The 23,097-nt window shown below is 57.6% G+C and carries 22 protein-coding genes and 2 pseudogenes; 16 read left to right on the forward strand and 8 right to left on the reverse strand.

Annotated elements, in window-relative coordinates; translation table 11 throughout:
* Window positions 1-77: 77 nt before the first annotated feature.
* From fmdA to BLU76_RS10570, 4 genes are read left to right on the forward strand one after another with little or no spacing between them, the layout of a single operon-like run.
* The gene (gene fmdA / locus BLU76_RS10555; RefSeq protein ID WP_092222649.1) at window positions 78-1,307 is read left to right on the forward strand and encodes a formamidase; all 1,230 of its coding nucleotides are present in this window, start codon (window positions 78-80) and stop codon (window positions 1,305-1,307) included.
* 36 nt (window positions 1,308-1,343) lie between these two features.
* Window positions 1,344-1,691, forward strand: coding sequence for an FmdB family zinc ribbon protein (locus BLU76_RS10560; RefSeq protein WP_082534334.1), 348 nt, complete (start codon window positions 1,344-1,346; stop codon window positions 1,689-1,691).
* Between the two features lie 14 nt (window positions 1,692-1,705).
* Complete coding sequence (locus tag BLU76_RS10565) at window positions 1,706-2,749, forward strand: aliphatic amidase (RefSeq protein ID WP_092144409.1); 1,044 nt, start codon at window positions 1,706-1,708, stop codon at window positions 2,747-2,749.
* 3 nt (window positions 2,750-2,752) lie between these two features.
* Complete coding sequence (locus BLU76_RS10570) at window positions 2,753-3,796, forward strand: AAA family ATPase (protein WP_092222651.1); 1,044 nt, start codon at window positions 2,753-2,755, stop codon at window positions 3,794-3,796.
* 217 nt (window positions 3,797-4,013) lie between these two features.
* On the opposite strand, the gene BLU76_RS10575 is transcribed toward BLU76_RS10570, so the two are convergent.
* Window positions 4,014-5,453, reverse strand: a complete 1,440-nt coding sequence (locus BLU76_RS10575) for a lactate dehydrogenase (RefSeq protein ID WP_092222654.1) — start codon at window positions 5,451-5,453, stop codon at window positions 4,014-4,016.
* A gap of 413 nt (window positions 5,454-5,866) precedes the next feature.
* On the opposite strand from BLU76_RS10575, the gene BLU76_RS10580 reads away from it, so the two are divergent.
* Window positions 5,867-6,907, forward strand: coding sequence for a zinc-dependent alcohol dehydrogenase family protein (locus tag BLU76_RS10580; RefSeq protein ID WP_092222656.1), 1,041 nt, complete (start codon window positions 5,867-5,869; stop codon window positions 6,905-6,907).
* Here BLU76_RS10580 and BLU76_RS10585 read toward each other — a convergent pair.
* The 3 genes from BLU76_RS10585 to BLU76_RS10595 form a co-directional block, all read right to left on the reverse strand.
* Window positions 6,904-8,925: a DKNYY domain-containing protein gene (locus tag BLU76_RS10585; RefSeq protein ID WP_092222658.1), complete on the reverse strand. Its 2,022-nt coding sequence runs from the start codon at window positions 8,923-8,925 to the stop codon at window positions 6,904-6,906. The two genes, BLU76_RS10580 and BLU76_RS10585, sit on opposite strands and share 4 nt — an antisense overlap.
* Window positions 8,926-9,153: 228 nt before the next feature.
* Window positions 9,154-9,417: a hypothetical protein gene (locus BLU76_RS10590; protein ID WP_003203536.1), complete on the reverse strand. Its 264-nt coding sequence runs from the start codon at window positions 9,415-9,417 to the stop codon at window positions 9,154-9,156.
* 60 nt (window positions 9,418-9,477) lie between these two features.
* Entirely contained in the window at window positions 9,478-9,954 is a 477-nt protein-coding gene (locus BLU76_RS10595) for a glycosyltransferase family protein (RefSeq protein ID WP_256572668.1), read from the reverse strand.
* Here BLU76_RS10595 and BLU76_RS10600 point away from each other — a divergent pair.
* The 10 genes and pseudogenes from BLU76_RS10600 to BLU76_RS10645 all read left to right on the forward strand — a co-directional run.
* A pseudogene (locus BLU76_RS10600) lies at window positions 9,919-10,134 on the forward strand (glycine betaine ABC transporter substrate-binding protein); the annotation flags it as partial. The gene BLU76_RS10595 and the pseudogene BLU76_RS10600 sit on opposite strands and share 36 nt — an antisense overlap.
* A gap of 173 nt (window positions 10,135-10,307) precedes the next feature.
* A complete protein-coding gene (locus BLU76_RS10605; protein WP_092144419.1) occupies window positions 10,308-10,967 on the forward strand; it encodes a dimethylsulfonioproprionate lyase family protein in 660 nt (219 codons plus the stop codon).
* Window positions 10,968-11,230: 263 nt separating this feature from the next.
* Entirely contained in the window at window positions 11,231-11,470 is a 240-nt protein-coding gene (locus BLU76_RS10610) for a hypothetical protein (RefSeq protein WP_092144421.1), read from the forward strand.
* Window positions 11,471-11,599: 129 nt separating this feature from the next.
* The gene (locus BLU76_RS10615) at window positions 11,600-12,544 is read left to right on the forward strand and encodes a fatty acid desaturase (RefSeq protein ID WP_092144423.1); all 945 of its coding nucleotides are present in this window, start codon (window positions 11,600-11,602) and stop codon (window positions 12,542-12,544) included.
* A 30-nt stretch (window positions 12,545-12,574) separates the two neighbouring features.
* Window positions 12,575-13,606, forward strand: a complete 1,032-nt coding sequence (locus BLU76_RS10620; protein ID WP_092144425.1) for an ABC transporter ATP-binding protein — start codon at window positions 12,575-12,577, stop codon at window positions 13,604-13,606.
* Window positions 13,603-14,232: an ABC transporter permease gene (locus BLU76_RS10625; protein ID WP_092144427.1), complete on the forward strand. Its 630-nt coding sequence runs from the start codon at window positions 13,603-13,605 to the stop codon at window positions 14,230-14,232. Before BLU76_RS10620 ends, BLU76_RS10625 begins: the two co-directional genes overlap by 4 nt.
* Window positions 14,232-14,915 carry an ABC transporter permease gene (locus tag BLU76_RS10630; RefSeq protein WP_092144429.1) on the forward strand — a complete coding sequence of 228 codons (684 nt, stop codon included), beginning with the start codon at window positions 14,232-14,234 and terminating at the stop codon, window positions 14,913-14,915. The genes BLU76_RS10625 and BLU76_RS10630 overlap by 1 nt, the downstream gene beginning before the upstream one ends.
* A gap of 115 nt (window positions 14,916-15,030) precedes the next feature.
* On the forward strand, window positions 15,031-15,870 hold the full coding sequence (locus BLU76_RS10635; protein WP_256572669.1) for an ABC transporter substrate-binding protein: 840 nt from the start codon (window positions 15,031-15,033) through the stop codon (window positions 15,868-15,870).
* Window positions 15,871-15,906: 36 nt separating this feature from the next.
* Window positions 15,907-17,235 carry an LLM class flavin-dependent oxidoreductase gene (locus BLU76_RS10640; protein WP_092144435.1) on the forward strand — a complete coding sequence of 443 codons (1,329 nt, stop codon included), beginning with the start codon at window positions 15,907-15,909 and terminating at the stop codon, window positions 17,233-17,235.
* A gap of 35 nt (window positions 17,236-17,270) precedes the next feature.
* A complete protein-coding gene (locus tag BLU76_RS10645; RefSeq protein ID WP_092144437.1) occupies window positions 17,271-18,053 on the forward strand; it encodes a phosphate/phosphite/phosphonate ABC transporter substrate-binding protein in 783 nt (260 codons plus the stop codon).
* 36 nt (window positions 18,054-18,089) lie between these two features.
* On the opposite strand, the gene BLU76_RS32280 is transcribed toward BLU76_RS10645, so the two are convergent.
* A complete protein-coding gene (locus BLU76_RS32280; RefSeq protein WP_371856946.1) occupies window positions 18,090-18,944 on the reverse strand; it encodes a methyl-accepting chemotaxis protein in 855 nt (284 codons plus the stop codon).
* Window positions 18,945-18,950: 6 nt separating this feature from the next.
* Window positions 18,951-20,033: pseudogene (locus tag BLU76_RS32285) on the reverse strand (cache domain-containing protein); the annotation flags it as partial.
* A gap of 293 nt (window positions 20,034-20,326) precedes the next feature.
* Here BLU76_RS32285 and BLU76_RS10655 point away from each other — a divergent pair.
* The gene (locus BLU76_RS10655) at window positions 20,327-21,370 is read left to right on the forward strand and encodes a GlxA family transcriptional regulator (RefSeq protein WP_063320453.1); all 1,044 of its coding nucleotides are present in this window, start codon (window positions 20,327-20,329) and stop codon (window positions 21,368-21,370) included.
* A 119-nt stretch (window positions 21,371-21,489) separates the two neighbouring features.
* On the opposite strand, the gene BLU76_RS10660 is transcribed toward BLU76_RS10655, so the two are convergent.
* Complete coding sequence (locus BLU76_RS10660; RefSeq protein ID WP_092222660.1) at window positions 21,490-21,903, reverse strand: hypothetical protein; 414 nt, start codon at window positions 21,901-21,903, stop codon at window positions 21,490-21,492.
* Between the two features lie 384 nt (window positions 21,904-22,287).
* Window positions 22,288-23,010, reverse strand: coding sequence for a pirin family protein (locus BLU76_RS10665; protein WP_092222663.1), 723 nt, complete (start codon window positions 23,008-23,010; stop codon window positions 22,288-22,290).
* Between the last annotated feature and the right edge of the window lie 87 nt (window positions 23,011-23,097).

A 23,097-nucleotide genomic window follows, 5' to 3' on the forward strand; every position in this document is an offset into this window, starting at 1 on the left:
CAACGTATTGGCCGATTCGTGCCGCCATTCGAGACTGGTTCCAACGCGGTACATCCCTAATGTTCAGGAGCTTCGCCATGACCGATACCTTGATCAAAGTCGACCTCAACCAGCCCGCCACCGAGAACGAACAGATCCACAACCGCTGGCATCCGGACATTCCCATGGCCTGCTGGGTCAAGCCGGGGGACGACTTTATTCTTGAGACTTACGACTGGACCGCTGGCGCGATCAAGAACAACGACGACGCCTCGGATGTGCGTGACGTCGACTTGTCCACCGTGCACTACCTGTCCGGTCCAGTGGGCGTGCATGGCGCCGAGCCGGGAGATCTGCTGGTGGTCGACCTGCTGGACATCGGCGCCAAGGCCGAATCGATGTGGGGCTTCAACGGCTTCTTCTCGCGGCAGAACGGTGGCGGATTCCTCACGGATCACTTTCCCAGCGCACAGAAAGCCATCTGGGATTTCAAAGGCATGTTTACCAGTTCGCGGCACATTCCCGGGGTCAACTTCGCCGGCCTGATCCACCCCGGATTGATCGGTTGCCTGCCCGACCCGGTAATGCTCGGCGACTGGAACCGCCGTGAGCAGGAACTGATCGACACCCACCCGACCCGCGTGCCGCCCCTGGCCAACGCGCCGCTGGCCGCCACCGCACACATGGGCAAGCTCAAGGGCCAGGCCCGGGATGATGCCGCGGCCACGGGCGCGCGCACCGTGCCACCGCGCGAACATGGTGGTAACTGCGATATCAAGGACTTGTCCCGGGGCTCGAAGATTTTCTTCCCGGTCTACGTCAAAGGCGCCGGGTTGTCGGTGGGGGATCTGCACTTCAGTCAGGGCGACGGCGAGATCACCTTTTGCGGTGCTATCGAGATGGCCGGCTGGGTTCATATGAAAGTCGAGATGATCAAGGGCGGCATGGCCAAGTACGGGATCAAGAACCCGGTGTTCAAACCCAGCCCGATCATCCCGACCTACCAGAACTACCTGATCTTCGAAGGTATCTCGGTGGATGAAGCCGGCAAACAGCACTACCTGGACGTGAATATCGCCTATCGCCAGGCCTGCCTGAATGCGATCAACTACCTGACCAAGTTTGGTTATTCCCCCGCCCAAGGCTATGCCCTGTTGGGTTCTGCGCCGGTGCAAGGGCATATCAGCGGCGTGGTCGATATTCCCAACGCCTGCGCGACCCTCTGGTTACCCACCGAAATCTTCGAGTTCGACATCAACCCCAACGCCAACGGTCCCATCAAACACCTCGACGGCAGTATCGATCTGCCGATTGCCCCGGACCTGTGAGACACGCCCGAGCTCGATCAATGTCTGGAGAGCGCCATGCCGACCTATGAGTACGAATGCCAAACCTGTGGTTCTTTCACAATGTTGCGGCCCATGGCCCAACGGCACGAGTCGTGCCAGTGCCCGTCTTGCGCGGGCCCGGGAGGGCGGTTGCTGTTGTCTGCGCCGGCACTGACGACGTTGTCGAGCAGTCAACGCCAGGCCATGGCGACCAACGAGCGAAGTGCCCACGCGCCGCAGACGCTTGGCGAGTACCAGCAGAACCGTCGTCATCCCAGTGGGTGCAGTTGTTGCGCACCGAGCAAACCGCTGGCCCCGACCAAAGAAAATCCACAGGGGCTCAAGCGTAAAACCGGCTCCAGACCTTGGATGATCAGTCATTAACAGAGGTAAATCTCATGCGTCATGGTGATATTTCCAGCAGCCCGGACACCGTGGGTGTCGCGGTCGTCAATTACAAAATGCCGCGGCTGCATACAAAAGCCGAGGTCATTGAAAACGCCCGCAAGATTGCCGACATCATCACGGGGATGAAAAGCGGTCTCCCCGGCATGGACCTGGTGGTGTTTCCTGAATACAGCACCATGGGCATCATGTACGACCACGATGAGATGATGGCGACTGCCGCCAGTATTCCAGGCGAAGAGACTGCGATCTTTTCCGCCGCGTGCCGTGCGGCTGACACGTGGGGGGTGTTTTCACTGACCGGTGAGCGGCATGAGGAACATCCCCACAAAGCCCCGTACAACACGTTGGTGTTGATCAATAACCAGGGCGAAATCGTCCAGAAGTACCGCAAGTGCATTCCCTGGTGCCCCATAGAAGGGTGGTATCCGGGTGATCGGACCTATGTCTGCGAGGGTCCCAAGGGCCTGCAAATCAGCTTGATCATTTGTGATGACGGCAACTACCCGGAGATCTGGCGCGACTGTGCAATGAAAGGAGCGGAGTTGATCGTCCGTTGCCAGGGCTATATGTACCCGGCCAAAGAGCAGCAGGTGATGATGTCCAAAAGCATGGCCTGGGCCAATAATTGCTATGTGGCAGTGGCCAATGCGGCCGGCTTCGATGGGGTTTATTCCTACTTTGGTCACTCGGCGATTATTGGCTTCGACGGTCGCACCCTGGGCGAATGCGGTGAAGAGGAAATGGGCATTCAGTACGCACAATTATCCGTTTCGCAAATCCGCGATGCGCGAGCGAACGACCAATCACAGAATCATTTGTTCAAGCTGCTGCATCGCGGTTACACCGGGGTCTATCACTCCGGGGACGGCGACAAGGGAGTGGCTGACTGCCCGTTCGACTTTTACCGCACCTGGGTACTGGACGCGCAGAAAGCCCGGGAAAACGTCGAAAAACTGACCCGTAGCACCGTCGGCGTGGCTCATTGCCCGGTGGGAGAGCTTCCCCACGACGGTAAAGAAAAACACGCAGGCTAAACCATGCCTTTGGTGAATGATCGCATCGACCCAAACCACCCCCAGCCTGGCCTGACCAGCGCATCACCGGCAGCAGAGTTGTTGACCTCACGCTTCGCCTTCAATCCCGCCCAAGTCATGGCGTTGTTGCGCAGTCGAATTGTCGGCCAAGAACACGTCATGCGCGCGGTCGAGGCGTTGCTAAACGTGGTTAAGGTCGATATTGGTGAACGTGAGCGACCGTTGACGGTGAACCTGTTCATGGGGCCGACCGGTGTCGGCAAGACCGAAATCGTACGTCTGCTGGCACTGGCCATACACGGTCGCGCCGATGCTTTTTGTCGCATCGACATGCACACCTTGGCCCAGGAGCATTACTCGGCGGCGCTCACCGGAGCGCCACCTGGTTATGTGGGGAGTAAAGAGGGCGTCAGTCTGTTCAATAGCGAATTGATTCAAGGCACCTACAGTCGCCCAGGCATCGTGCTGTTCGATGAGCTGGAAAAGGCCAGCAAGGAAGTGGTGCGCAGTTTGCTGGGCATTCTTGAGAACGGCCAACTGACCTTGGCGGGCGGTAGCCGAACACTGGATTTTCGCAATAGCCTGATCTTCATGACCAGCAACATTGGAGCCCGGCAAGCGACCACCTACAGGGAACGTTTTTCACGCGGTTGGCGGCGCTGGCTCGGCATCGCCCCACAAGGTGAGCAGGCTATGTTGGAGCTGGCGTTGCACGCGTGGTTCGAACCGGAGTTTCTAAACCGTATTGATCGCATCCTGGTTTTCCAACGCATCGAAACCCAATGGCTGGAAGCGTTGTTGCAGATCGAACTGAACAAACTCAACCAACGTCTCGGTCAGCATCGCCGTACGCTGGTCCTGGACGTTGCGGCAAGCGACTGGCTGTGCCAAAAGCATGACCCACGCTTCGGTGCTCGGGCCCTGACAAGGCGAGTGCGGGTTGAGCTGGAACCTGCCATCGCTGAGTGTTTGCTGGCTTATCCGCAGGCAATGCAGATGGCTGCGACGGTCGAATCAAACAGGCTCAGGGTTGTTCCATTGGCCTAAGAGACGACACCGGATTGAGGTCCGCCGTGATACCCCGCTTACCGGCGATCCTGACCAGCATTCAGTGTCTCGTTGCCGAGTTCAGCAGTCGAGGATTCAGCCGGTGCAAACTTTTGGCCGTTTTCTTCTGGTAGTTCTACAACGCATCAAGCTGACGCTATGGCCTAGGGAATCGCTGTCGCACTACGCTGGGTGATGATGCGCATTCCCCAGCGTGTCAACGCGCCAGCGCCGAAGGATTTTCCTGCAACATCACCGAACTGTGGAGGGTGGCGAGCGCTTCCTTCAATAAGGATTGTTCCTGCGCGTCCTTGGATTTCTTGCTTTCCTTGGCGGCGTATTCCAGCAATGCCAAGTGGCTGCGGCTGGTTGAAAGTTCCTTCGGCACCACTGTCTCTTCAACCATTTTGCCGATGACGTACTTCTGTGTCCGTGTGTCCTGGCTGGCGCTTTGCGTGACGGTGGCTTTGCTCAGTCGGCCATCCTTGTAGGCGAGGCTGGCCGAGCTGCGGGCCTCGTCGTGCACTTGTACGTAGAGATAGTTCTGCGAATCGGTCGTTGTGCCTAGCACGGGGGCTTTCCCGCCCTTCAGACTCTTGTGGTAACTGGCCGATAAACTCGATTGCTGGACTTGATCAACGCTGCGATTGCTCATTATGGAACCTGCAACGACAGTTTTTTGCGACAGGGTATAAGCAAAGCTATCGACTTCGGACGGGCGCATCGGGTTGGACGCGTTGTTGGTTTGTTTGATGGACGCCTCGAAGTCTGCCAGCCCAGTCAGCAGGCCTTTGTCCGTCGCGTTACGGGTCAGTGGCTGTGACGGGGTAACGCCCTGTGGATAGTGGCTGTTCATGGCGCTGAAGGCGTCCTTGAACATCTCCATCAGGGCGGCCTTGGCGCTGCCGCGCTTCTGCACCCGGTCAAACTGGGCGAGGTAGCTGTTCAGGGCGCTGGCCTGTTGCTTGGCATCACCCAGGATTGTGCTGTTTTTCAGATCCACGCTCAGGTTCAATTCGCCATCTGGACCACTCATTTGCGTGGTGCGGCTCTGGCTGTCGGCGCGGTAGGCAAGGATCAGGTCCTCACCGTCCACGCCCTTGAGCTTGGCGTTCAGGTCAATGGATGCCAATACGCTGGAGTCGAACTGCGTCAGCTTGCTCAGGTCGAGCTTGGGCGGCTCGGCGGTCAGCCCGTCGACAGCCGCTTGAAAGGCGCTGCCCAGAACGCCAATCGCCTTGAGTTCGTCCTCGCTCAGCGGGTCGCCGTCCACCGTAGCCTGAACGCCAAGTCCATCGTCCTGGCTGGTCAGGCTGAAGGTAACCGTCTTGCCACTGGCGGTCTTGATGCTGAGGGTGATCAGGTTGTCGGCTTTATTGTGCAGCAGCGCCTGTTCGGATTTTATCTCGGCGGCGTTGTGAGCCCCGTCCGTGGTGGTATGGAGCACTGACTGGGAAATGCTCGAACCACTCTTGGCGAACTGCTCCACCAAGGCTGCGCCCAGGCCGTGGAAACGGTTGGCTATCGACAGCGATCTGGGGTTGGTTCCCATGACGCGAGTGACGGCATCCTGACTGGTCTTTTCCCAGACACGAACAATCTCCTGGCCGGGCAGTTGCCCGAGTCGGGAATAGGTCTGTGATTCGACATCGGCCACGGGGTTGCCCAGGCTGACGATTGCCGCTGGTCGAGCCGCCGAGACATCAGCGCTCTCTATCACTGTTGTAGGCGATGCCGCGACGGCAGAGCGAGTCGGGATCTGGATGGGAATGGCAGGGCTGATCGGGGATAGCGTAGTCATGACAGTCCGTGTCGAGTGGGCAGAGTTACGCTCAATGTAGTGAATACACCACCCGATTGAAAGCGTGGACGTTGAAATAGGTGGCAGAGAGCTATGATCCGTCGGCGAATGCCGGAACGACACAGCTCAATCTGAACGGATTGGGTTTTTCATGGGAGCGTCAGGCAGGGACGGTTCAATGCTGCGTGATCAAGCCATCTGATAGTAAATTGAGCCCAGGCCGTTTGTCGGTTTCAGGCATAGCGCTTTTCTAAAGTAGAGGGATCCTCATGAAAGCCGTAGTTTACGAAGCCTTCTCCCAACCCCCACGTTTGATGACCGTCGAAGACCCGACCCCCGAGCGTCACGGTGTGGTGGCTCAGGTCCTTGGCACGGGCGTCTGCCGAAGCGACTGGCATGGCTGGAAAGGTCACGACCCTGACATTCGACTGCCCCATGTGCCCGGTCACGAATTGGCAGGGATCGTGGCTGAGGTCGGTAAAGATGTCACAAGATGGAAGGTGGGCGATCGCATCACCGTGCCTTTTGTCGGCGGCTGCGGCGCGTGTCCGGAATGCAATAGCGGCAACCAGCAGGTGTGCCACAGCCAGTTTCAGCCGGGTTTCACCCATTGGGGCTCTTTCGCCGAGTATGTGGGGATTCACAAGGCGGATTTGAACCTGGTTGCGTTGCCGGAAAACATGGACTTCGCCACGGCGGCGAGCCTGGGCTGTCGTTTCGTCACCTCGTTCCGCGCGGTTGTCGATCAAGGCAGGGTCTCGGCGGGGCAGTGGGTGGCGGTTCATGGCTGTGGTGGCGTGGGGCTGTCCGCGGTGATGATCGCCCACGCTATCGGGGCGAACGTCATCGCCATCGATATCTGCGACGATAAGCTCAAGCTTGCCCAGTCGCTTGGTGCCGTCGCGACGGTTAACGCAAGCCGGGTGGCGGATGTCACCGAGGCGGTACTCGAGATTACGAAGGGCGGCGCTCACGTTTCGCTGGATGCCCTGGGTCATCCAACGACCTGCTTCAACTCCATCAATAATCTGAGACGGCGCGGCAGGCATGTCCAGGTCGGTTTGATGCTGGCGGACCACAGCACGCCCTCGATCCCAATGAGCAAGGTCATTGCCTACGAGCTGGAGATCTGTGGCAGCCATGGCATGCAGGCTCACCGTTACGGCGCGATGATGGACATGATTACGTCCGGCAAGCTGGCGCCTGAAAAACTGGTGGGCAAGACCATCAGCCTTGAGCAATCGATTGATGCGCTCATGAACATGGACCGGTTTGACACCGCAGGCGTTACGGTTGTGACGCAGTTCTAAACGCTTGCCGCCGGCTGGCCGAGCGATTCCCGATACTGCGTTTCATCGACCTCGCTCAGCGTCGCATAACCGTCGTAATGGTAGAACCGATGCCTGTCACGGGCGTAGCGGTCATTCAGAAATTCGAGGGTGGCCAGGTCGATCCGCTTGGCGCTCAGTGGGCGTCGATGACAGAACAATTTGCGCGTGCCCAACAGCAAAAAGTCAGGGTGGGGCACGTGGACCTCATCGGGATCGAACGCCACGTCCAGCGGCTTGCCTTCCGAGAGAATCAGGGTAGGGCTGATGGCATAGGTGCCGAGAATGCGGGTGTCCGAGGGGTGTAGCCGCTTTTTCGCCTCGCCGTAGTAATACACCGTGTCCTGATCCTTGGCCCAGCCATGCCCGCAGGATTCGAAAGAGGCCGCTTGTGCCTTACGAATCGGTTCCGGGGGATGGTAAAAAATCCGGTGGCAGAACACGGTCTTGCCGTCGGTCAGGTAGGGTGGGCCGAGTGAGCGAAAATGTTCCGCCGCTTCCGGGGAAAAACGTTCGGGTACCTCCGTGTCGGCGTTATGGAATGGGATCAGATACAAGCCGTTGGCATCGCCGCACAGATGCGTGTCCAGCAATTTGAAACTCGCTGCGTCCAGCCCGTTGAGCACGCGTCCATGGAAATACACCTGGTCGCCTAGCTCAAAACCGAGACCGATGGCCTGTAGCGGCAGCGTTTCCGTGTGCGTTTGTGCGGCTTCAGGCCGTGCCTGCAAGCGGTGCCACCAATACCCTTCCAACTGCGGATGGGCTTCGAAGTAAGGTGCCCACGCCTCTTGCATGGCCGCATCGATGATGCCGCCAGAGCCCAGCGGGCCGTGTTTGTCACCTGCCAGCACGGGCGAGTAATCCTGGTCATTACGACAGGGCCGGGTCACGACGAAGCTTTCCACGTCGACATCGAGGCGTTTCTGGCGCCTGTAGACGTGTTGGTGATCACGGTAATAATCGAACCCCAAATGACGAAAACTCGGGCCATGGGCATCGCGAAGGCGGGTCCCGGCGGCGTAGACGTACTGGTCGTCCACGGCAAAATACTCATCCTCGTATTCGCTGGCGCTGACCACGCGACCGCCGTCATCGAACGCTGGCTGCCAGCACTGGAGCAGGTGGAAGTCGCCCACGTAGCGAATGGTTTTTCCGGTCAGGTAATAGGCGCGTTGCTTGTCCTTGGCGTAGCGTTCGTTAAGCACGGTGAAGGTCGCCAGGTCGGCATTGTCGATGCGGTAGAAGTACTCATAGGAAATGCTCGAACCTTGCTGCGCTTGCACGATGATCGACTGCCCATCGGTGCCCCAGCGTTGGGCGAGCATCTGGAAGTTGTCCGGGTTGGCGATCGGCAGCGGCGTGCCGTCCTTCTGGTGCAGGGGCTTGAAGCCCCTATAGACTTGATCGTCGATCACTCGATAGCACGGGTGGTTGCAATACCGCACCCGCGCCGTGGCGCTAGCGATAAATCGCCCCTGCAAAAAAAGATGCACGCCGTCGCAGAACAGCGCGGACGCTGAAGTCACCGAGGCCGGGGACGATGCCAACAGGGCCAGCCTGTTAGGTTGCGCCTCGTGGATTTGGGTGATCGCGTATTCGCCGAACCAATAGGCGCCGGTTGCGTCACGCCAGTACTGGTGGCCGAGACTTTCCAGGCCCTTGTCGAACCGAAACGGCAAGGGCTGCAGCGGGTGGTAGCCGTGGCGCTCCCGGTAGGCCGGAAGCAGGTAGTAATCACGCAGGGCGCCGCGCAAGACCCAAGGGTTGCGTCGATGCCGCCAAACCGGCTGACCGGCCAGCAAGGGTGAGGGCGGATAGTGCCCAGCGCTGGCCCATTGTGCCAACTCGCCGGGTCGTGCGCCTTGAGGGTTGAGCATGATGTACACATCAGGCACTTGCCCGTCGCCCAGCAGCACACCGTCCATGAAAGCGAAGCCTTGATGCCATTCAAGGTTCAGCGGTTCCCAGTCAGCCTTATCCGTCCCTGTGATTGTCATTTATTGCGATCTGCTCTCCAGGTAGGTGGGACACCAAGTCAAAGATCGCCGCCGCCACGCTCAAAAAATGAACTTGAACAGCGCAATCACCACGATCAGGCCAATCAGGAAAATGATACCTACGGTACCGCCAAGGAATTTCAACATAAGAACGCTCTCATCGGATGGGCTTATTCGTCTAGACCGCCACCGATAACGCTCGTTTCGTTGAATATTCATGCGTGGTGATCAATGAACCGCAAAGGACCTTGGCACCGGCACATGCTCGAATTTTGAAATGGTCTTGATCCAGTAGCGGCGATAGTCCGTCTGGTCCGGCGCCAGCGGTTTGTGGCTGGACCATGGATGTTTCTCCTTCAGGCTGGCGCGGTACGCTTCCCATTCTTTCTGCTCGGCCACTTCCCGGGCTTTGCTCCGGTCATCGAACCAGCCCAGAACGTAAGCTTCGCCCTGGTCCGTGCCGTGCGCTATCAGCAAATAAATCTCTGTCATGACTGACCTACCGTTCTGTCCTGCGCCCCAGTTGCGGGGTCTTATCCTGGGTATCGGCCGTTATTGGCCGTTTTTGAGATTGATCGCAGAAAAACGCTGAGCCCAACGGTGCGCCTGACGAAATTGATGAACAGTCGAGCGGTCGCTTGGGCTGGCGAGTGCTTCCGTGGCGGTTTTACCCAGATCGGTGCCTTCATCCACGATCCAGACCCCCGGTTCTCGGTCGCGCAGGGCCATTTCACCGAAGCGGGTGGAGATGACGGGCAGGCCGAGGGTGCGGTACTCGTAGTTGAGCTTGAACGGGATCAAGCCCACCGAAAACCTTGTCATGGCTGCGATTGCACCGGCATGGGAGCACTCGGGGAGCAGCTCGATGTTGGCGGGCAATACGCAAGGCGGTGGTGTGAAAAGGGGGCCGATCAGCCGGATCTGGGTGCTCAGGTAGTACTTGTCGAAATAGACGCTGCCAACGTCCCGGAACACCGAGGTACGCAGTGATTCCATGCGGTCGCTCGCAAAGGTTTCAGTGCCGAGCATCCTGGTGTCGCCCGGTTCTTCGCCAACTTCAAGATCCCCAAGGCTGACCTTGAGAAGTTGATGTCTACCGCTCGTGACAGCTCGGCAGACAAGGCCGTTGCAGAGTACTACGCCACTAACAAGCCTCGCTTCGAGGCGATGTTTGGCAGTCAGACCGCCTCGGCGACCGGCAGCCAGTAATCGCCGCGGTTTTCCGATAGGTGTTTGCAGTTCGGTGCCCTTGACGCAAAGTGAAGGGCGTCGGCTGTCATCGATTCCGTTCGGGCTACCCTTGGAACATGCTGGGGGCCCGCTTCCAGTGCCGCTGGGGTACGTTGAGCAGCCTGTCATCTTCTTCTGCGCCCGACTCAGGAATGGGATTGAAAACGATGATCACCCGTCACGAGCCTTTGTCGTTGGATTCGGCCGTCACCCGCAGCGCGCAGTGGCTTCGGCGATCGCTGCATGAAATCCTCTCGAACCACCTGGGGGACGGTACATCCGAGGCGACACAAGCACATGCCGCCGCCCTGGGCGCGGCCGAGTGGACGCTCAAGAAACCGCCGGCAACGCCTCGCGCGTTACCGGCAGTCCTGGCGCCCTATTTGGCCCAGGCATTCGACGCTGCGCCCAAAGCCCCCGATCACCTGGCAGGGGTGCTGGAGGCGTTGAGCACGCTGGTGCCTCATGTTCCCTGGATCAATCGTCAGGCCCAGGCCGGCCAGGACGATCGGTTCGTGGAGCGGCATCGCCATGGGATGGTCACCGGTCCAGGGGGATTGTTCGACTGTCCCGGCATGACCCTGGGGTTGGCCCTCATGGCGCCTGAAACCTGTTATCCGTTCCACCAGCATCCTCCGGCTGAGTTCTATCTGGTGCTATCCCCAGGCGACTGGTATCGCGAGGACGTAGGCTGGTGGACGCCCGGGGCAGGGGGCATTGTCGTCAACCCTCCTTCCTGCACCCATGCGATGAGATCAACGCAAGCGCCACTCCTGGCGCTGTGGGGGTTGCTTCATGAGCCCTGCGCTTGAGACAAAGGGTTCGAAGACTACCGTCGCGCCGCTCGTCATGGTGCGTTACTGGGTATTCCTGACATCACGTTTTCTGACTTGCCTGGACTGACCCATGGACTGTTATGAGGGCGTGCATGGTGATTGCCGGTGGCCTGTATGCGATCAAGGCGAAAGGCTAAGTGACCTGTTTAATCTTATGCTATGTAGGAATAAGCATAATTAAATATATTCCTTGTCCGTATTAGTCACCATGCTAGATTGTTCCCACCGGACAGCCGGATATGTTCAACCTAATCGATGGTACGACTATGTCCGGTGTCCGAATCTTTCCAATCAGCCTCGAGGCTTTGTCCTGTGACCAAGTCTGCGGAGCGATTTCTCATTCCGGCAATACCCGCATCAGTCCTGAAACTGTCATTGCCGTTCCATTCGTGACCGGCAAACCGCTTCCTTGCCAGGCCAACAGCGAAGCCTGCAGTGCAATCAGCGAAGGCTTGGCGTTTCTGCTCTACGCCATGTGACGCAGCGCTGTCGGCATTTCCATACCGTAACGTCAGTCAGTCATCTCCAGGTAATACCCGTCCCGGGTGGTCGCTTGAAGTGAGAGTGATTGGGCGTCTGTTCAGCGCAGCCTATCGCGACTTACCACCATGCCAAATTATTTGGATGAAGCTCATCGAGCCGAAATCGTTAAGCTCGGCAGAACCTTGACCAGCCGGACTGAATGGCCCACCTGGCTTTTACTGGTCGGCTTTTATCTGGCCTGGGCATTTATTGTTTTTCATGGGCAGGCACTTGGCCAACTCATCAGCATTGTCCTGTTGGTTCCACTGGTCGTGCTCTGGATGTCGATTCAGCATGAACTGATCCACGGTCATCCCACCCGATGGCCCATGATGAACAAAGCCTTGGGATTCCTGCCGTTTGCCGTGTGGTATCCCTACGATATCTATCGGGACACGCATCTGGCCCATCACAACGATGAAGTGCTGACTGTGCCTGGACAAGATCCAGAAAGTCGCTACGTCACCCGCATGTCCTGGGTGCAATCACCCCGTTATAGGAAGGCCTTGTTGTGGGTGAACAAGACCTTGGGCGGGCGCCTGATCATCGGCGCGCCGTTGGCATTGATGACCCTTGCAAGTACCGCGCTCGGAGGGTTGTTGCATTCGGAACGAAGCAATTGGCGGATGTGGCTCATTCATCTCCTGAGCGTTGGGGTGTTGCTGGGATTGGTTGAACAGTACAGCGCCATCAGCGCACTCCAATACCTCTTGCTTGTGGCACTTCCAGCATTGTCCATTTCAATGGTCAGGTCGTTTTACGAGCATCGGCCGTCAACGCTGCCGGAACACCGTACGGTGATCAATGAATCCTCAGGGCTTTTGAGTTGGCTCTTTCTGAACCTCAATCTTCACTTGGTTCATCACGATCTTCCCGGTTTGCCCTGGTTTTATTTGCCCCGGGTGTATAGAGCCAGGCGTGAACAATGGATCGCGCGAAACAATGGCTATGTCATTCGTGGCTACTTCCAGTTAATGCAGAGGCATTTGATCAATCCCGTGGATTGTCCTCGCCATCCTGCCAGGCACTAAAAATACTCAAGCCAATCTGGGCGTCGGAAAATGATACGTTTTGAAGCCATCAAGAAAACTCATAAAGGCAGCCCGCGAATGGCCGTGAGCGATTTGACGCTTCATGTCCGGGAGGGGGAGATCTGCGTATTTGTCGGGCCAAGTGGCTGTGGCAAAACAACCATTTTGCGCATGATCAATAGACTGGACACTCAGGACAGTGGCCGCATCCGTGTCAATGGGGTGGCGACCGATGAGCTTGACGTCGTTACGCTTCGCCGTGGCATCGGCTTCATGATGCAAAGCTCAGCCTTGTTTCCTCATCAAACCGTTGCAGAAAATATTGGCGCAGTTCCGCGGCTCTTGGGTTGGAGCAAGCATAAGATCCGCCAGCGCGTGAGCGAGCTCATTTCCCTGGTCGGACTTCAGCCGGAATTTCTTGGCAGGTACCCTAATCAACTGTCGGGCGGGCAGCAAAGTCGTGTTGCCTTGGCGAGGGCATTGGCCTCGGACCCACCGGTTGTATTGATGGACGAACCCTTTGCCGCGCTGGATCCGGTGATCCGCGAGCGACTTCAGGACGAACTGGTTGCGCTGCAAAGGCGTTTGCATAAAACCATTATCCTGGTGACCCATGACATGGAAGAGGCCATCAAGATCGGTGACCGGATTGCCATCTTCGAGGGTGAAGGAAAGCTTGCTCAGTTCGATACACCTCACAATATCCTTGCCCATCCTGCCAGCGAGTTTGTAAAGAACTTCATCGGCAAGGATCCGCTGTTAAAAAGACTTTCGCTGATGAAGGTTTCTGATCTCCCTGCGGACGAAGTCAATTGCCAATTCAAACTTCTGCTGGACGATAAATCCAATCCGCTGAAGTGGGTCAGTGAATCGGACGTGCCGGTTCCTGAACTTACCACGGTGTCGAATAATGACTCGTTGCATCATGCACTGGTTAAAATTCTAACGGCTCCGCTCGGTGTGGTCGTTCGAGTGGACGAGGCGGGCAGTTACGAAGGTTGCCTGTCGATTGCCAGCTTTCACAGCGCACTCAATGAGCGCCGCTTTGGAAGTGCGCAATGATTGACTGGTCCTGGATCGTTGAAAACTGGCAGCAGATTGGCCAGCTGTTGTTTGATCATATTCAGCTGGTGACCTTGGGCCTGTGTATAGGAATGTTGTTAGCGGGCGCAATGGTGCTCTTGACGTTGTGGAAGCCAGGCTTGGCGCAGCCCATGATTTATGTCTGCGGAATACTCTTTACCATTCCGTCCCTGGCACTGTTCATTTTGATCATGCCTTTTACCGGTTTGTCCAAGACGACGGCGGTGATTGGTTTGAGCCTGTATGCCTTGCTGATTGTGTTACAGAACACTTTGGCGGGCCTTGCGAGTAACCCCCCGGACGTGCTGGAAGAAGCCCGTGCGCTAGGGTACACGCGCATGCAGAGATTCCTCGGAGTTGAACTTCCACTGGCGCTGCCTTCGTTATTGGCAGGGCTGCGAACGACCTCGGTGACATTGGTTGGGCTGGTGACTGTTACTGCCTTGATTGGTCAAGGCGGATTAGGGCAGCTGTTCATTACCGGGTTGGCTCAAAGTTTCACTACGCCTGTGGCGGTCAGTTTGGTCCTGACGGTGATGTTGGCGCTTTGTTTTGATCTTCTGTTTTATTCAATAGATCAATGGCTGGTTCCTTGGGTGCGCTAATGAATAGGATCGCAGATGTCTACCTTTGGTTTTCTTTTCCTGAAACCTGGTTGGGAGAAGACGGGATACTGACTCGGCTGGCAGAGCATATTTATTATGTGTCTTTGAGCCTGGCCCTTGCTTGCGCAATAGCGTTGCCGCTCGGCGTACTCCTGGCCAACTACCGTAAAGGTGCGCAGGTGGCGATAGGGCTGTTCAATATTGGGCGGGCATTACCTTCCCTGGGTATTGTGATACTTGCAATCATGCTCATTGGCTATGAAACCAGCACGGTGATTATCGCGTTGGTGACCATGAGCATCCCGCCGATATTAACCAATACCTATGTTGGCATCGATCAGGTGGATTCATCGCTGAAGCAGGCTGCCAGATCGATGGGGATGCGCAGATGGCAGATGTTTATTCAGTTGGAATTACCGTTGGCTTTTCCGCTGATCTTTTCTGGATTCCGATCGGCCCTGGTGCAACTTATTGCCACGGCCACCATCGCCGCTTACGCAGGGTTCGGCGGGCTCGGCAGGTTCCTCATTGACGGGCTTGGTCGAAATGATACGCCTCAAATCATTGGCGGCGCACTGCTGGTGTCGGCACTTGCGATTGTCAGCGAGTGGGTTTGTTCAATGATCGAAACACTCATGGTTCGAAAATGGCGAGCGGGGAATGTTGAACTGAGCGCTCCATGATCAGCGGTATTTAAAAGTGCGTATTAATTCTGCAGAGGTGTAAATCCAAATGAAAAACAAACAACGTTCGAAGACTCGTTCAGCGCACTCGGTTTCATTGTTGCTGGGGTTAGGCTTGCTGGCGGGCAGCGCATTTGCCAGTGCTCAGTCCATCACCATCGGCGGGGCCAATTTTTCCGAGCAGACGATTCTCGCCAACATCTATGCGTCAGCTTTGAAAAATCAAGGGATAGACGTCAAGACCCGGCTCAATCTGGGGAACCGCCAGATCATCGCCAAGGCGCTGGAAAACGGGGATATCGACGTTGTGCCCGAATACATAGGATCGCTGTTGAGTTTCTATGACGACAAGACCGCCCTGACCAGCCAAAAGGAGATCGTCAGCGCCTTGCAACAGAAGTTGCCAGCGGGCCTCCAGTTGCTTGAGCCTTCGGCCGCAGGCTCTATTACCGCTTGGGCCGTCACCAGGAAAACCGCAGAAAAGTACAACTTGCACAGCTTGTCCGACCTGGCGCCTGTCTCTGGCGATCTCACGCTGGGCGGGCCTCCCGAAGTCACCACCGCTGCATTAGGCCTGCCCGGGTTGAAGGCGGTCTACGGTATCAACTTCAAGAGCGTCAAGTCGCTGGACATGGGCGGGCCCTTGTCGCGGCTGGCGCTGAACTCAGGCGCTATCGACGTCGCCACGGTGGTCTCCACGCAAGGCATCCTGGCGAAAGAACCTTGGGTAGTGCTCGAGGACGACAAGCACCAACAGCCCCTGCAAAACATTACGCCACTGGGACGCAAGGCGTTGCTAACCCCAGAAGTCACCAAGGTGCTCAACGAAGTCTCTGCAAAACTGACCGATGACGACCTCAAGCAACTCAATCGCCTGGTTGATATCGATCACAAGGATCCCGCAAAAGTCGCGGCGCAGTGGGTCGCTGAAAATACCGTCAAGGCGGCCAACTGAACATGAATGCGATGTGGGTAAGGTCGCGGAGGCGTTATGTCCAATAAAAGCATGATTTTGAATTTGTTCTTTTTTAATCCCCAAGGGGATCATCGTTTTTCCTGGCGCCACCCGCTATCACCGACCAAGGAAATATTGACGCTGGGTTACTACGTGAAACTGGTGCAGGCGGCCGAGGCAGCGAAGTTCGATGCGGTGTTTGTCGCGGACCACGTCGCGGTCTGGGACTCCGTTGCCAGTGGGTTGAGGCATTATGCCAACGCCCGCCTTGAACCGATTACGCTCTTGTCCGCATTGGCGGCTGTCACCGAACACATCGGGCTCATGGGCACCGCTTCAACGTCCTATAACGAGCCCTTCAACCTCGCGCGATATTTTGCTTCGCTGGACTACCTCAGCGCAGGGCGAGCCAGCTGGAATATCGTGACGTCCTGGTTGGAAGAAGAGGCTTCGAATTTCGGATTGTCAGGCGTGACGAAGCACGGCGATCGTTATCGGCGGGCCGAGGAGTTCATTCATGTCGTCAAGCAGCTTTGGGACTCCTGGGAGGAGGGGGCCCTTGAGTTTGACAAGGACAGCGGCGATTTTGCCGACCCGTCCAAGATTCACCCGATCCATCACGAAGGAGCACATTTCAACGTGCGTGGGCCGCTGAACGTGCCGCGTCCACCGCAAGGACACCCGGTCCTTGCCCAGGCGGGGTCTTCTGACGCGGGCAAGGATCTGGCCGCCGCCCATGCGGACGTGCATTTCTGTTTCATCGATACGGTCGAAGAGGGGCTGGCGTACAGGGCCGATTTGAATCGCCGACTCGAGTTGAAGGGCCGGCATTCCAGTGATCTGAAAATCATTACCGGTGTGCTTCCGGTGGTTCTGGAGGATGAGACTGAGGAGGAGCGACGTCGGCAACTGGAGGACAGCCTCATTATCGATGCCGTGGCGATTGATCTGGTCTCCAGCTACACCCGTCTTGATCTGACAGGCCTATCGCCGGACAGCCCGCTACCCGCCTTGCCGGATGAGTCTGAGTTCGATGGCATTCGAACCGAGCTGGCCTTGCTCAAGAAGTACGACACGACCTTGTCCATCCGTGAAATAGGGCGTCGGTTGGTCAAGAGTTCCAGTACCTGGCTGCTGATCGGAACGGCGGAGCATATTGCCGAGAAGCTTTCAGCGTTATACGAGTCGAATGCCGTCGATGGCTACAACCTCATGTTTCCGTTTTTGCCCACGGACTTCGAAACATTCACCCGTGGCGTGGTGCCCCTGCTGCAAGCCAGAGGGGTGTTCCGCCAGGAATACGAACCCGGGACCCTAAGGGATCGCTTGGGTTTGAAGACGCCTGCCAACCGCTTCCTGCTGTGATCAGCGTCAGTCACCATCCTCTGAATGGATTTCATATGACCAGCGATCTATCCATGTACCTCGCCCCCTCCAGGGTTTTACAGGCACAGGACGCCTGGCTCCAGCGCATTCTGGAGATTCTGGGTGAGCGCCATGAGCGAAAGCAGATCGTCGATCCCGTGTCCCATTGGCTTTCCCCCGATCTGTTGTTATCCCAGACCTGCGGCTATCCATTGGTCACGTCATTGCGGGGAAAGGTGAGGCTGATTGGGCGTCCGAGCTATGAGCTTGCTCATGGCTCGGGGGGTGACCACTGCAGTTTGCTGCTTTGTAGAGCTGATTCGGCCGTCACTGATCTGGCGGCTTTGCAGGGCAGCCATGGACTGATCAACGCCCGGGATTCCAACTCTGGAATGAATTTATTGCGTCACACGTTGGCGGGGATCAGCGACGGTGGTTTTTTCTCGAAACTCACCTTCACCGGATCCCACAGGGAGAGCATGCGCAGACTGAAAAAGGGCGAGGGCGATTTGGCTTCCATCGACAGTGTCACCTACGACTATCTGGCGAGAGACAACAGTGACGAGATCGAAGGCCTCAGGATCCTGGCGCGAAGTGTGCGCAGTCCCTGCCTGCCCTACATAACGTCGATTCGTAGAACGGCGACGCAAGCGGACTCTATCAGGCGCGCAATGAACGAAGCCCTGAGCCAGCTTCCTGAGATTTCCCGTGACCTGGCGATCAGGGAAGTGCTGCCGGCCAGTGAGGCTGACTATGAGTGTCTTCTGGAGTATGAGTGCAGTGCGGCCAATCGCGGTTTTTCGTTTGTATCATCCTGAGCGGCGAGCCGTCCCTGGCTCGCCATCTCAAACAAGCTAGAACCTGAAGCGCCCCACCAAGCCCTTGAGCTGCCCGGAAATATCCGTCAGGCGCCCCGAGCCGGTCTGCGCCGAGTGGGCGAATTCCTCGACCAACTGGGCATCGGCATGGATCTGCGCGATGTGCCGGTTGATGTCTTCGGCCACCTGGTGCTGTTCCTCTGCCGCCGTGGCGATCTGGGTGTTCTGGTCGCGAATCGAGTCCACCGAGTTGCGGATCTTGTCGAAACTGTCGCGTGCCTGTTGGATGCGTTCCACGCTGGTTTGCGACACCTGCAGGCTGCTTTGCATCTGCTGGGTGACTTCCTGGGTGCGACGAGCAAGGTTACCCAGCAGGCTGTCGATCTCGCCGGTGGAGTCGGCGGTACGCCGTGCCAGCGCTCGGACTTCGTCAGCCACTACGGCAAACCCGCGACCTTGATCGCCGGCCCGCGCGGCTTCGATGGCGGCGTTGAGGGCCAACAGGTTGGTCTGTTCGGCGATCGAGCGAATGGTGTCGAGGATGGTGTTGATGTTCTTGCTGTCTTGTTCCAGCGCCTGCATGGTCTGGGTCGACTTTTGCAGGTCGTCGCTCAGTTTCATCACGCTGCCGGTGGCTTCGCCGATGTGATGCTGGCCATCGTGTACATCGCGATAGCCTTCGTCCGCACTGGAGGCGGCCTGGCTGCAAGAGCGGGCCACTTCGTTGGCGGTGGCGACCATTTCGTTGAACGCGGTGCTCACCAGTTCCACGGCCTGGCGCTGGCGCCCGGCAGCGTCGTTCATGTTCTGGGCCACGTGGCTGGTATCGGCTGCGGCGGTTTGCAGGTCGGAAGAGGCGCTGCCGATGCGCTGCATCAGTTGCGCGATCATGCCCAGGAACTGGTTGAACCAGCCCGCCAGGGTGGCTGTTTCGTCCTTGCCTTGTACGGTGAGCTTGCGGGTGAGGTCGCCTTCACCTTCGGCGATTTCCTGCAGGCCATTGGCTACGCCGCGAATCGGCCGCACGATGACGCTGGCGAAACTGGCGCCCACCAAAGCGAACACCACGGCCAGTACGGCGGCAATGGCGGCGATCAGCCAAGTCAGTCTCGAAGCCCCGGCCATCACTTCATCGCGTTTGATCAGGCCGATGAAGCGCCAGCCCAACCCTTTGGAGCTGACCACGTTGGCCATGTAGGGCACGCCGTCGATTTCGATCTGGGTCACGCCATCGCTGCTTTTGGCCAGCTCGGCATAGTTGGGCCCAAGGTCGGCCAGCGGTTTGAAGTTGTGCTTGGCATCGGCAGCGTCCACCAGGACGTTGCCGTTGGCTTCGACCAGCATCAGGTAGCCGCTTTCACCCAGCTTGATGTTCTTGACCAGTTCGGTCAGTTGCTTGAGCGACACGTCCAGGCCCACAACGCCCACCAGCTTGCCGCTGGCGTCGGCAATCGTGTGTACGATCCCGATCAGTGACACGTCGTCCGGCGCCCAGTAGTAGGCGTCAGTACGCACGGTGTTGCCGGGCGAGGCGACGGCCGCCTTGTACCATGGACGCACGCGTGGGTCGTAGTTGGAGATCTTGGGATCGTCAGGCCAACTGGCGTAGCCGCCATCGGCCAACCCCACGGAAAGATAGGCGGTGGTTGGATGGCTCTTGGCGAATCTGTCGAAGATCTCCAAAAGCTGCTTGTTGTTTTCCGGCAGGGGAGTCTGCGCGGCGTCGGCGCCGGAATAGTTTTTCAGGTCTTTGGCGGCGACGATGCGCGGATCCTTGGCAAAGAACTCGACGTTCTGGCTGATGCCATCGAAAAACTGCTTCATGCCGTTGTCGATCTGGCGAATCTCACGACCACTGCTGTCCAGGAAGTTGGCTTTTGCGGCGTCGCGCAGGTTCAGCACGACAAGCACCGCCACCAGGATAACCGGGAGGCAGGCGATGGTCGCGAACGCCCATGTCAGCTTCTGTTTGATATTCATGACTTCTCCCGCGGAATATTTTAAGTGTTGGAGCGGCGGAAACAGCAGTGCTTGGCGTTGCGAGTCTCTGGAAGGGAAAAGCGCCCATGCCTACTGACAGTGTATCGACCAAAGTCCTAGGCACTTGAGGCTTTCCATTATGGCGCGGACCGACCGGTGGACGGCGCAGGCGCGATTGCAGCCGGCTTGACTAGCCTGGAAGATAGCGTGGTTTGCTCTGCGCCTTCGCCCTGCGGCTCAAGGCCCCCACGTGCAGCCAATCATCATCGTCTTTGATGTATTAACGAGGCCCTATGCCAAGCGCATTCGAGAGCGTACTCAAAAACAAGAACATGGCTTATCGACCGCTCGGATCAGCGCCCGCCAGCCAGGTGCCGATCCGCGTCGCGTTTGTATTGATGGATAATTTCTCGATGATGTCCTTCACCGGTGCGGTGGACGCGCTGGTGACCGCCAATCTGATGAGCGACATGCCCCTCTATGAAGTGCTGACGGTGGGGGTTTCAGGTGGGCAAGTCACAAGCGACCTGGGCATTGTCATCTCGACCGACATCGAACTGGCGCAGATGCCGGAAAACCAGGACGTGCTGATTGTCGCCGGGGGCTTTCGCGTGAAGTTGCAAGGCCATCCCTTGCTGCGGCGCAAGCTGCGTGCCAACGCGGCGTCTGGGACGATACTGGGAGGACTGTGGAACGGCGTCTTCTTTGTGGCCGATGCCAATCTGCTGGACGGTTTCGAATGCGCTGTCCACCCGGAAAGCCGCGCCATGATGGCCGAGGTGTTTCCCCATGTGAAGGTGTCCAGCCGGGCCTATGTCGTTGATCGGGAGCGGGTCAGTTGCGCGGGTGCCAACAGTTCGCTGCGCATGATGCTCCAATTGATTCGCCAGACGGGCGGGGCGGCGCTCGTGGGCGCCATCGAGGAAATTCTTCGTTGTGACGAGTCTGGCGATGATGCGACGGACTTGCCTCCGGTCTTCGTCGAAACCGACCCGACGTTGCCGGAAAGCCTCAAGCTGGCCCTGGAACTGATGTGGCAAAACGTAGAAGAGCCGTTGACCATCGATGAGCTGGCGGCGTGCGTCAAGATTTCCAAGCGGCAGTTGGAGCGGCGGTTCTGCAGTTTTCTCGGTGCGACGCCCACGCGCTATTACCTGGAACTGCGCTTGACGCGTGCCCGCCAGCTCATCCAGCAAACCAATCGATCCGTGACCGAAATCGCCGTGGCGACGGGCTTCGTCAGCTCCCCGCACTTCCAGCGTCGTTTCCGGGATTTTTTTGGTGTGCCGCCTGGCAGCTATCGCTCGAAATCGGAGCGCAAACAAACCGTGCGATGAAGGGCGCAAGCAGATCAGAGATGAGTTTTCAGGGGGGCGAGGGCGTTGCCGCGCCGTAGCGCGGGAGCTATGTGGGGGCAAGCTTTACTCCCACACAGTTCCTGCGCGACGAACGCAAGTCAGGTGTTATCGTCTGTTTGTGTTTCGGTGGGCAGGTCTTCAGTTTGTGGCGCGGCTTTCGAAGCGGTCAAGGAGGTGTCTTTGCACAGTACTTTTCCGACTTCGTCGGCTATCGAGCCATCGATGATTCGCCCTTCCATCTGGTCGAACTGAGCTTTTTCCACCCCTGAAAGACTGTTGTACATCCCCATGTGTCGAACATTGCGGTTGGCGCAGTCGAGTTCAAGCTTCGTGTAGTTGGTGAAGTAAGTGCCCGATCTTTGTACGGTGGCCTGGATGGCTGAACCGCTGTCGACAAACGAAACGATGGAGTACACGGCATCCGAATCATCGTAGAGGTACTTGATGTTCTGGACGTCCGCAGCCGCACTGCACGCAATAGAGAGTAACGCGAGGGATATAACGGTTTTCATGCTTTCTTCCGTGAATAAGCAAGTCAGGAGAATTGATGGCAAAGTGAAATTATTTTGCCTTGGTGCGCGCATGGGGTCAATTTGTGTTGGAAGCATGCAGTGACCATTGGTCAGAAACAAAACTATTTTGGGAACTTTATAGGTCAGCCTGGCTCGTGGCAACAGACGAACACATTCCGAGGCGGCCCGGTGCATCTTTCCTACTGCGCGACCCCTCCATTATCAAAGCCTGGATTATTCAGGTCGCCTGACTTTTTTTAGATGTTTTTCGCCTGAAATACGTCATTGATCATGGATTCAGGACTTTCGAATCTTTCTTAGCGTTATGCGCAAGATAACCCTTGTGGGAGCTGGCTCGCTCCCACAAGGGTTCATGGGGTTGCTTCAGGGCATCTGTGGCAGTTCCTGAGGCCGCAGATCGAACACCAGCACTTCGGCATCCTTGCCGTTGCTCAAGGTCAGGATTTGCTCCTCGCGCACCCGCACGCCATCACCTTCCTGCAGTGGTAGGCCATTGAGCTCGACAGCGCCTCGTGCCACGTGCACGTAGGCATAGCGTTCCGGCGCCAAGGTCAGGGTGGCGCTTTGCTCACCATCGAACAGCCCGGCGTAGACCCGTGCATCCTGGCGCACCTGGAGCGAGCCGTCGGTGCCGTCCGGGGAGATGATCAATTGCAGGCGACCGCGTTTCTGCTCGTTGCTGAAATGCTCCTGTTGATAGCGTGGCGTGACGCCACTGACGTTGGGCACGATCCAGATCTGCAGGAAGTGCACCGGCTCGTCCGCACTGTGGTTGAACTCGCTGTGGGCCACGCCGCTGCCGGCGCTCATCAACTGCACGTCACCGGGGCGGATGACCGAGCCTGTGCCCAGGGTGTCCTTGTGTTCCAGGGCCCCTTCAAGCACGTAGGAAAAGATCTCCATGTCCCGGTGGGGATGCTGGCCGAAACCCTTGGCGGCGGCGACCCGGTCATCGTTGATGACCAGCAGGTCGGAGAAGCCTTGTTCGTTGAGGTCACGGTAGCTGGCGAACGAGAAGGTGTGGAACGAGGTCAGCCAGCCGTGGCGGGCAATGCCGCGGTCCGAAGCTTTGCGAAGGGTCAGCATGGTCAATTCTCCTGATGTCTGTGGGCGACGACTGGGCCGTTCGCCGGGTTCAGAAGAAGGTTAATGGTTATCCAAATATTCAATAAG

Origin of the sequence: Pseudomonas sp. NFACC08-1 (genome assembly GCF_900106735.1) — a bacterium.
In the GTDB taxonomy this organism is placed as follows: Bacteria; Pseudomonadota; Gammaproteobacteria; order Pseudomonadales; family Pseudomonadaceae; genus Aquipseudomonas; species Aquipseudomonas fluorescens_Q.

What these genes read in the sequence shown, in the direction of transcription:
- fmdA (WP_092222649.1), top strand. Translation starts at nt 78, where the DNA reads ATGACCGATACCTTGATCAAAGTCGACCTCAACCAGCCCGCCACCGAG.
- BLU76_RS10560 (WP_082534334.1), top strand. Translation starts at nt 1,344, where the DNA reads ATGCCGACCTATGAGTACGAATGCCAAACCTGTGGTTCTTTCACAATG.
- BLU76_RS10565 (WP_092144409.1), top strand. Translation starts at nt 1,706, where the DNA reads ATGCGTCATGGTGATATTTCCAGCAGCCCGGACACCGTGGGTGTCGCG.
- BLU76_RS10570 (WP_092222651.1), top strand. Translation starts at nt 2,753, where the DNA reads ATGCCTTTGGTGAATGATCGCATCGACCCAAACCACCCCCAGCCTGGC.
- BLU76_RS10580 (WP_092222656.1), top strand. Translation starts at nt 5,867, where the DNA reads ATGAAAGCCGTAGTTTACGAAGCCTTCTCCCAACCCCCACGTTTGATG.
- BLU76_RS10585 (WP_092222658.1), bottom strand. Translation starts at nt 8,925, where the DNA reads ATGACAATCACAGGGACGGATAAGGCTGACTGGGAACCGCTGAACCTT.
- BLU76_RS10590 (WP_003203536.1), bottom strand. Translation starts at nt 9,417, where the DNA reads ATGACAGAGATTTATTTGCTGATAGCGCACGGCACGGACCAGGGCGAA.
- BLU76_RS10595 (WP_256572668.1), bottom strand. Translation starts at nt 9,954, where the DNA reads ATGCTCGGCACTGAAACCTTTGCGAGCGACCGCATGGAATCACTGCGT.
- BLU76_RS10605 (WP_092144419.1), top strand. Translation starts at nt 10,308, where the DNA reads ATGGGATTGAAAACGATGATCACCCGTCACGAGCCTTTGTCGTTGGAT.
- BLU76_RS10610 (WP_092144421.1), top strand. Translation starts at nt 11,231, where the DNA reads ATGTTCAACCTAATCGATGGTACGACTATGTCCGGTGTCCGAATCTTT.
- BLU76_RS10615 (WP_092144423.1), top strand. Translation starts at nt 11,600, where the DNA reads ATGCCAAATTATTTGGATGAAGCTCATCGAGCCGAAATCGTTAAGCTC.
- BLU76_RS10620 (WP_092144425.1), top strand. Translation starts at nt 12,575, where the DNA reads ATGATACGTTTTGAAGCCATCAAGAAAACTCATAAAGGCAGCCCGCGA.
- BLU76_RS10625 (WP_092144427.1), top strand. Translation starts at nt 13,603, where the DNA reads ATGATTGACTGGTCCTGGATCGTTGAAAACTGGCAGCAGATTGGCCAG.
- BLU76_RS10630 (WP_092144429.1), top strand. Translation starts at nt 14,232, where the DNA reads ATGAATAGGATCGCAGATGTCTACCTTTGGTTTTCTTTTCCTGAAACC.
- BLU76_RS10640 (WP_092144435.1), top strand. Translation starts at nt 15,907, where the DNA reads ATGTCCAATAAAAGCATGATTTTGAATTTGTTCTTTTTTAATCCCCAA.
- BLU76_RS10645 (WP_092144437.1), top strand. Translation starts at nt 17,271, where the DNA reads ATGACCAGCGATCTATCCATGTACCTCGCCCCCTCCAGGGTTTTACAG.
- BLU76_RS32280 (WP_371856946.1), bottom strand. Translation starts at nt 18,944, where the DNA reads ATGATCGCGCAACTGATGCAGCGCATCGGCAGCGCCTCTTCCGACCTG.
- BLU76_RS10655 (WP_063320453.1), top strand. Translation starts at nt 20,327, where the DNA reads ATGCCAAGCGCATTCGAGAGCGTACTCAAAAACAAGAACATGGCTTAT.
- BLU76_RS10660 (WP_092222660.1), bottom strand. Translation starts at nt 21,903, where the DNA reads ATGAAAACCGTTATATCCCTCGCGTTACTCTCTATTGCGTGCAGTGCG.
- BLU76_RS10665 (WP_092222663.1), bottom strand. Translation starts at nt 23,010, where the DNA reads ATGCTGACCCTTCGCAAAGCTTCGGACCGCGGCATTGCCCGCCACGGC.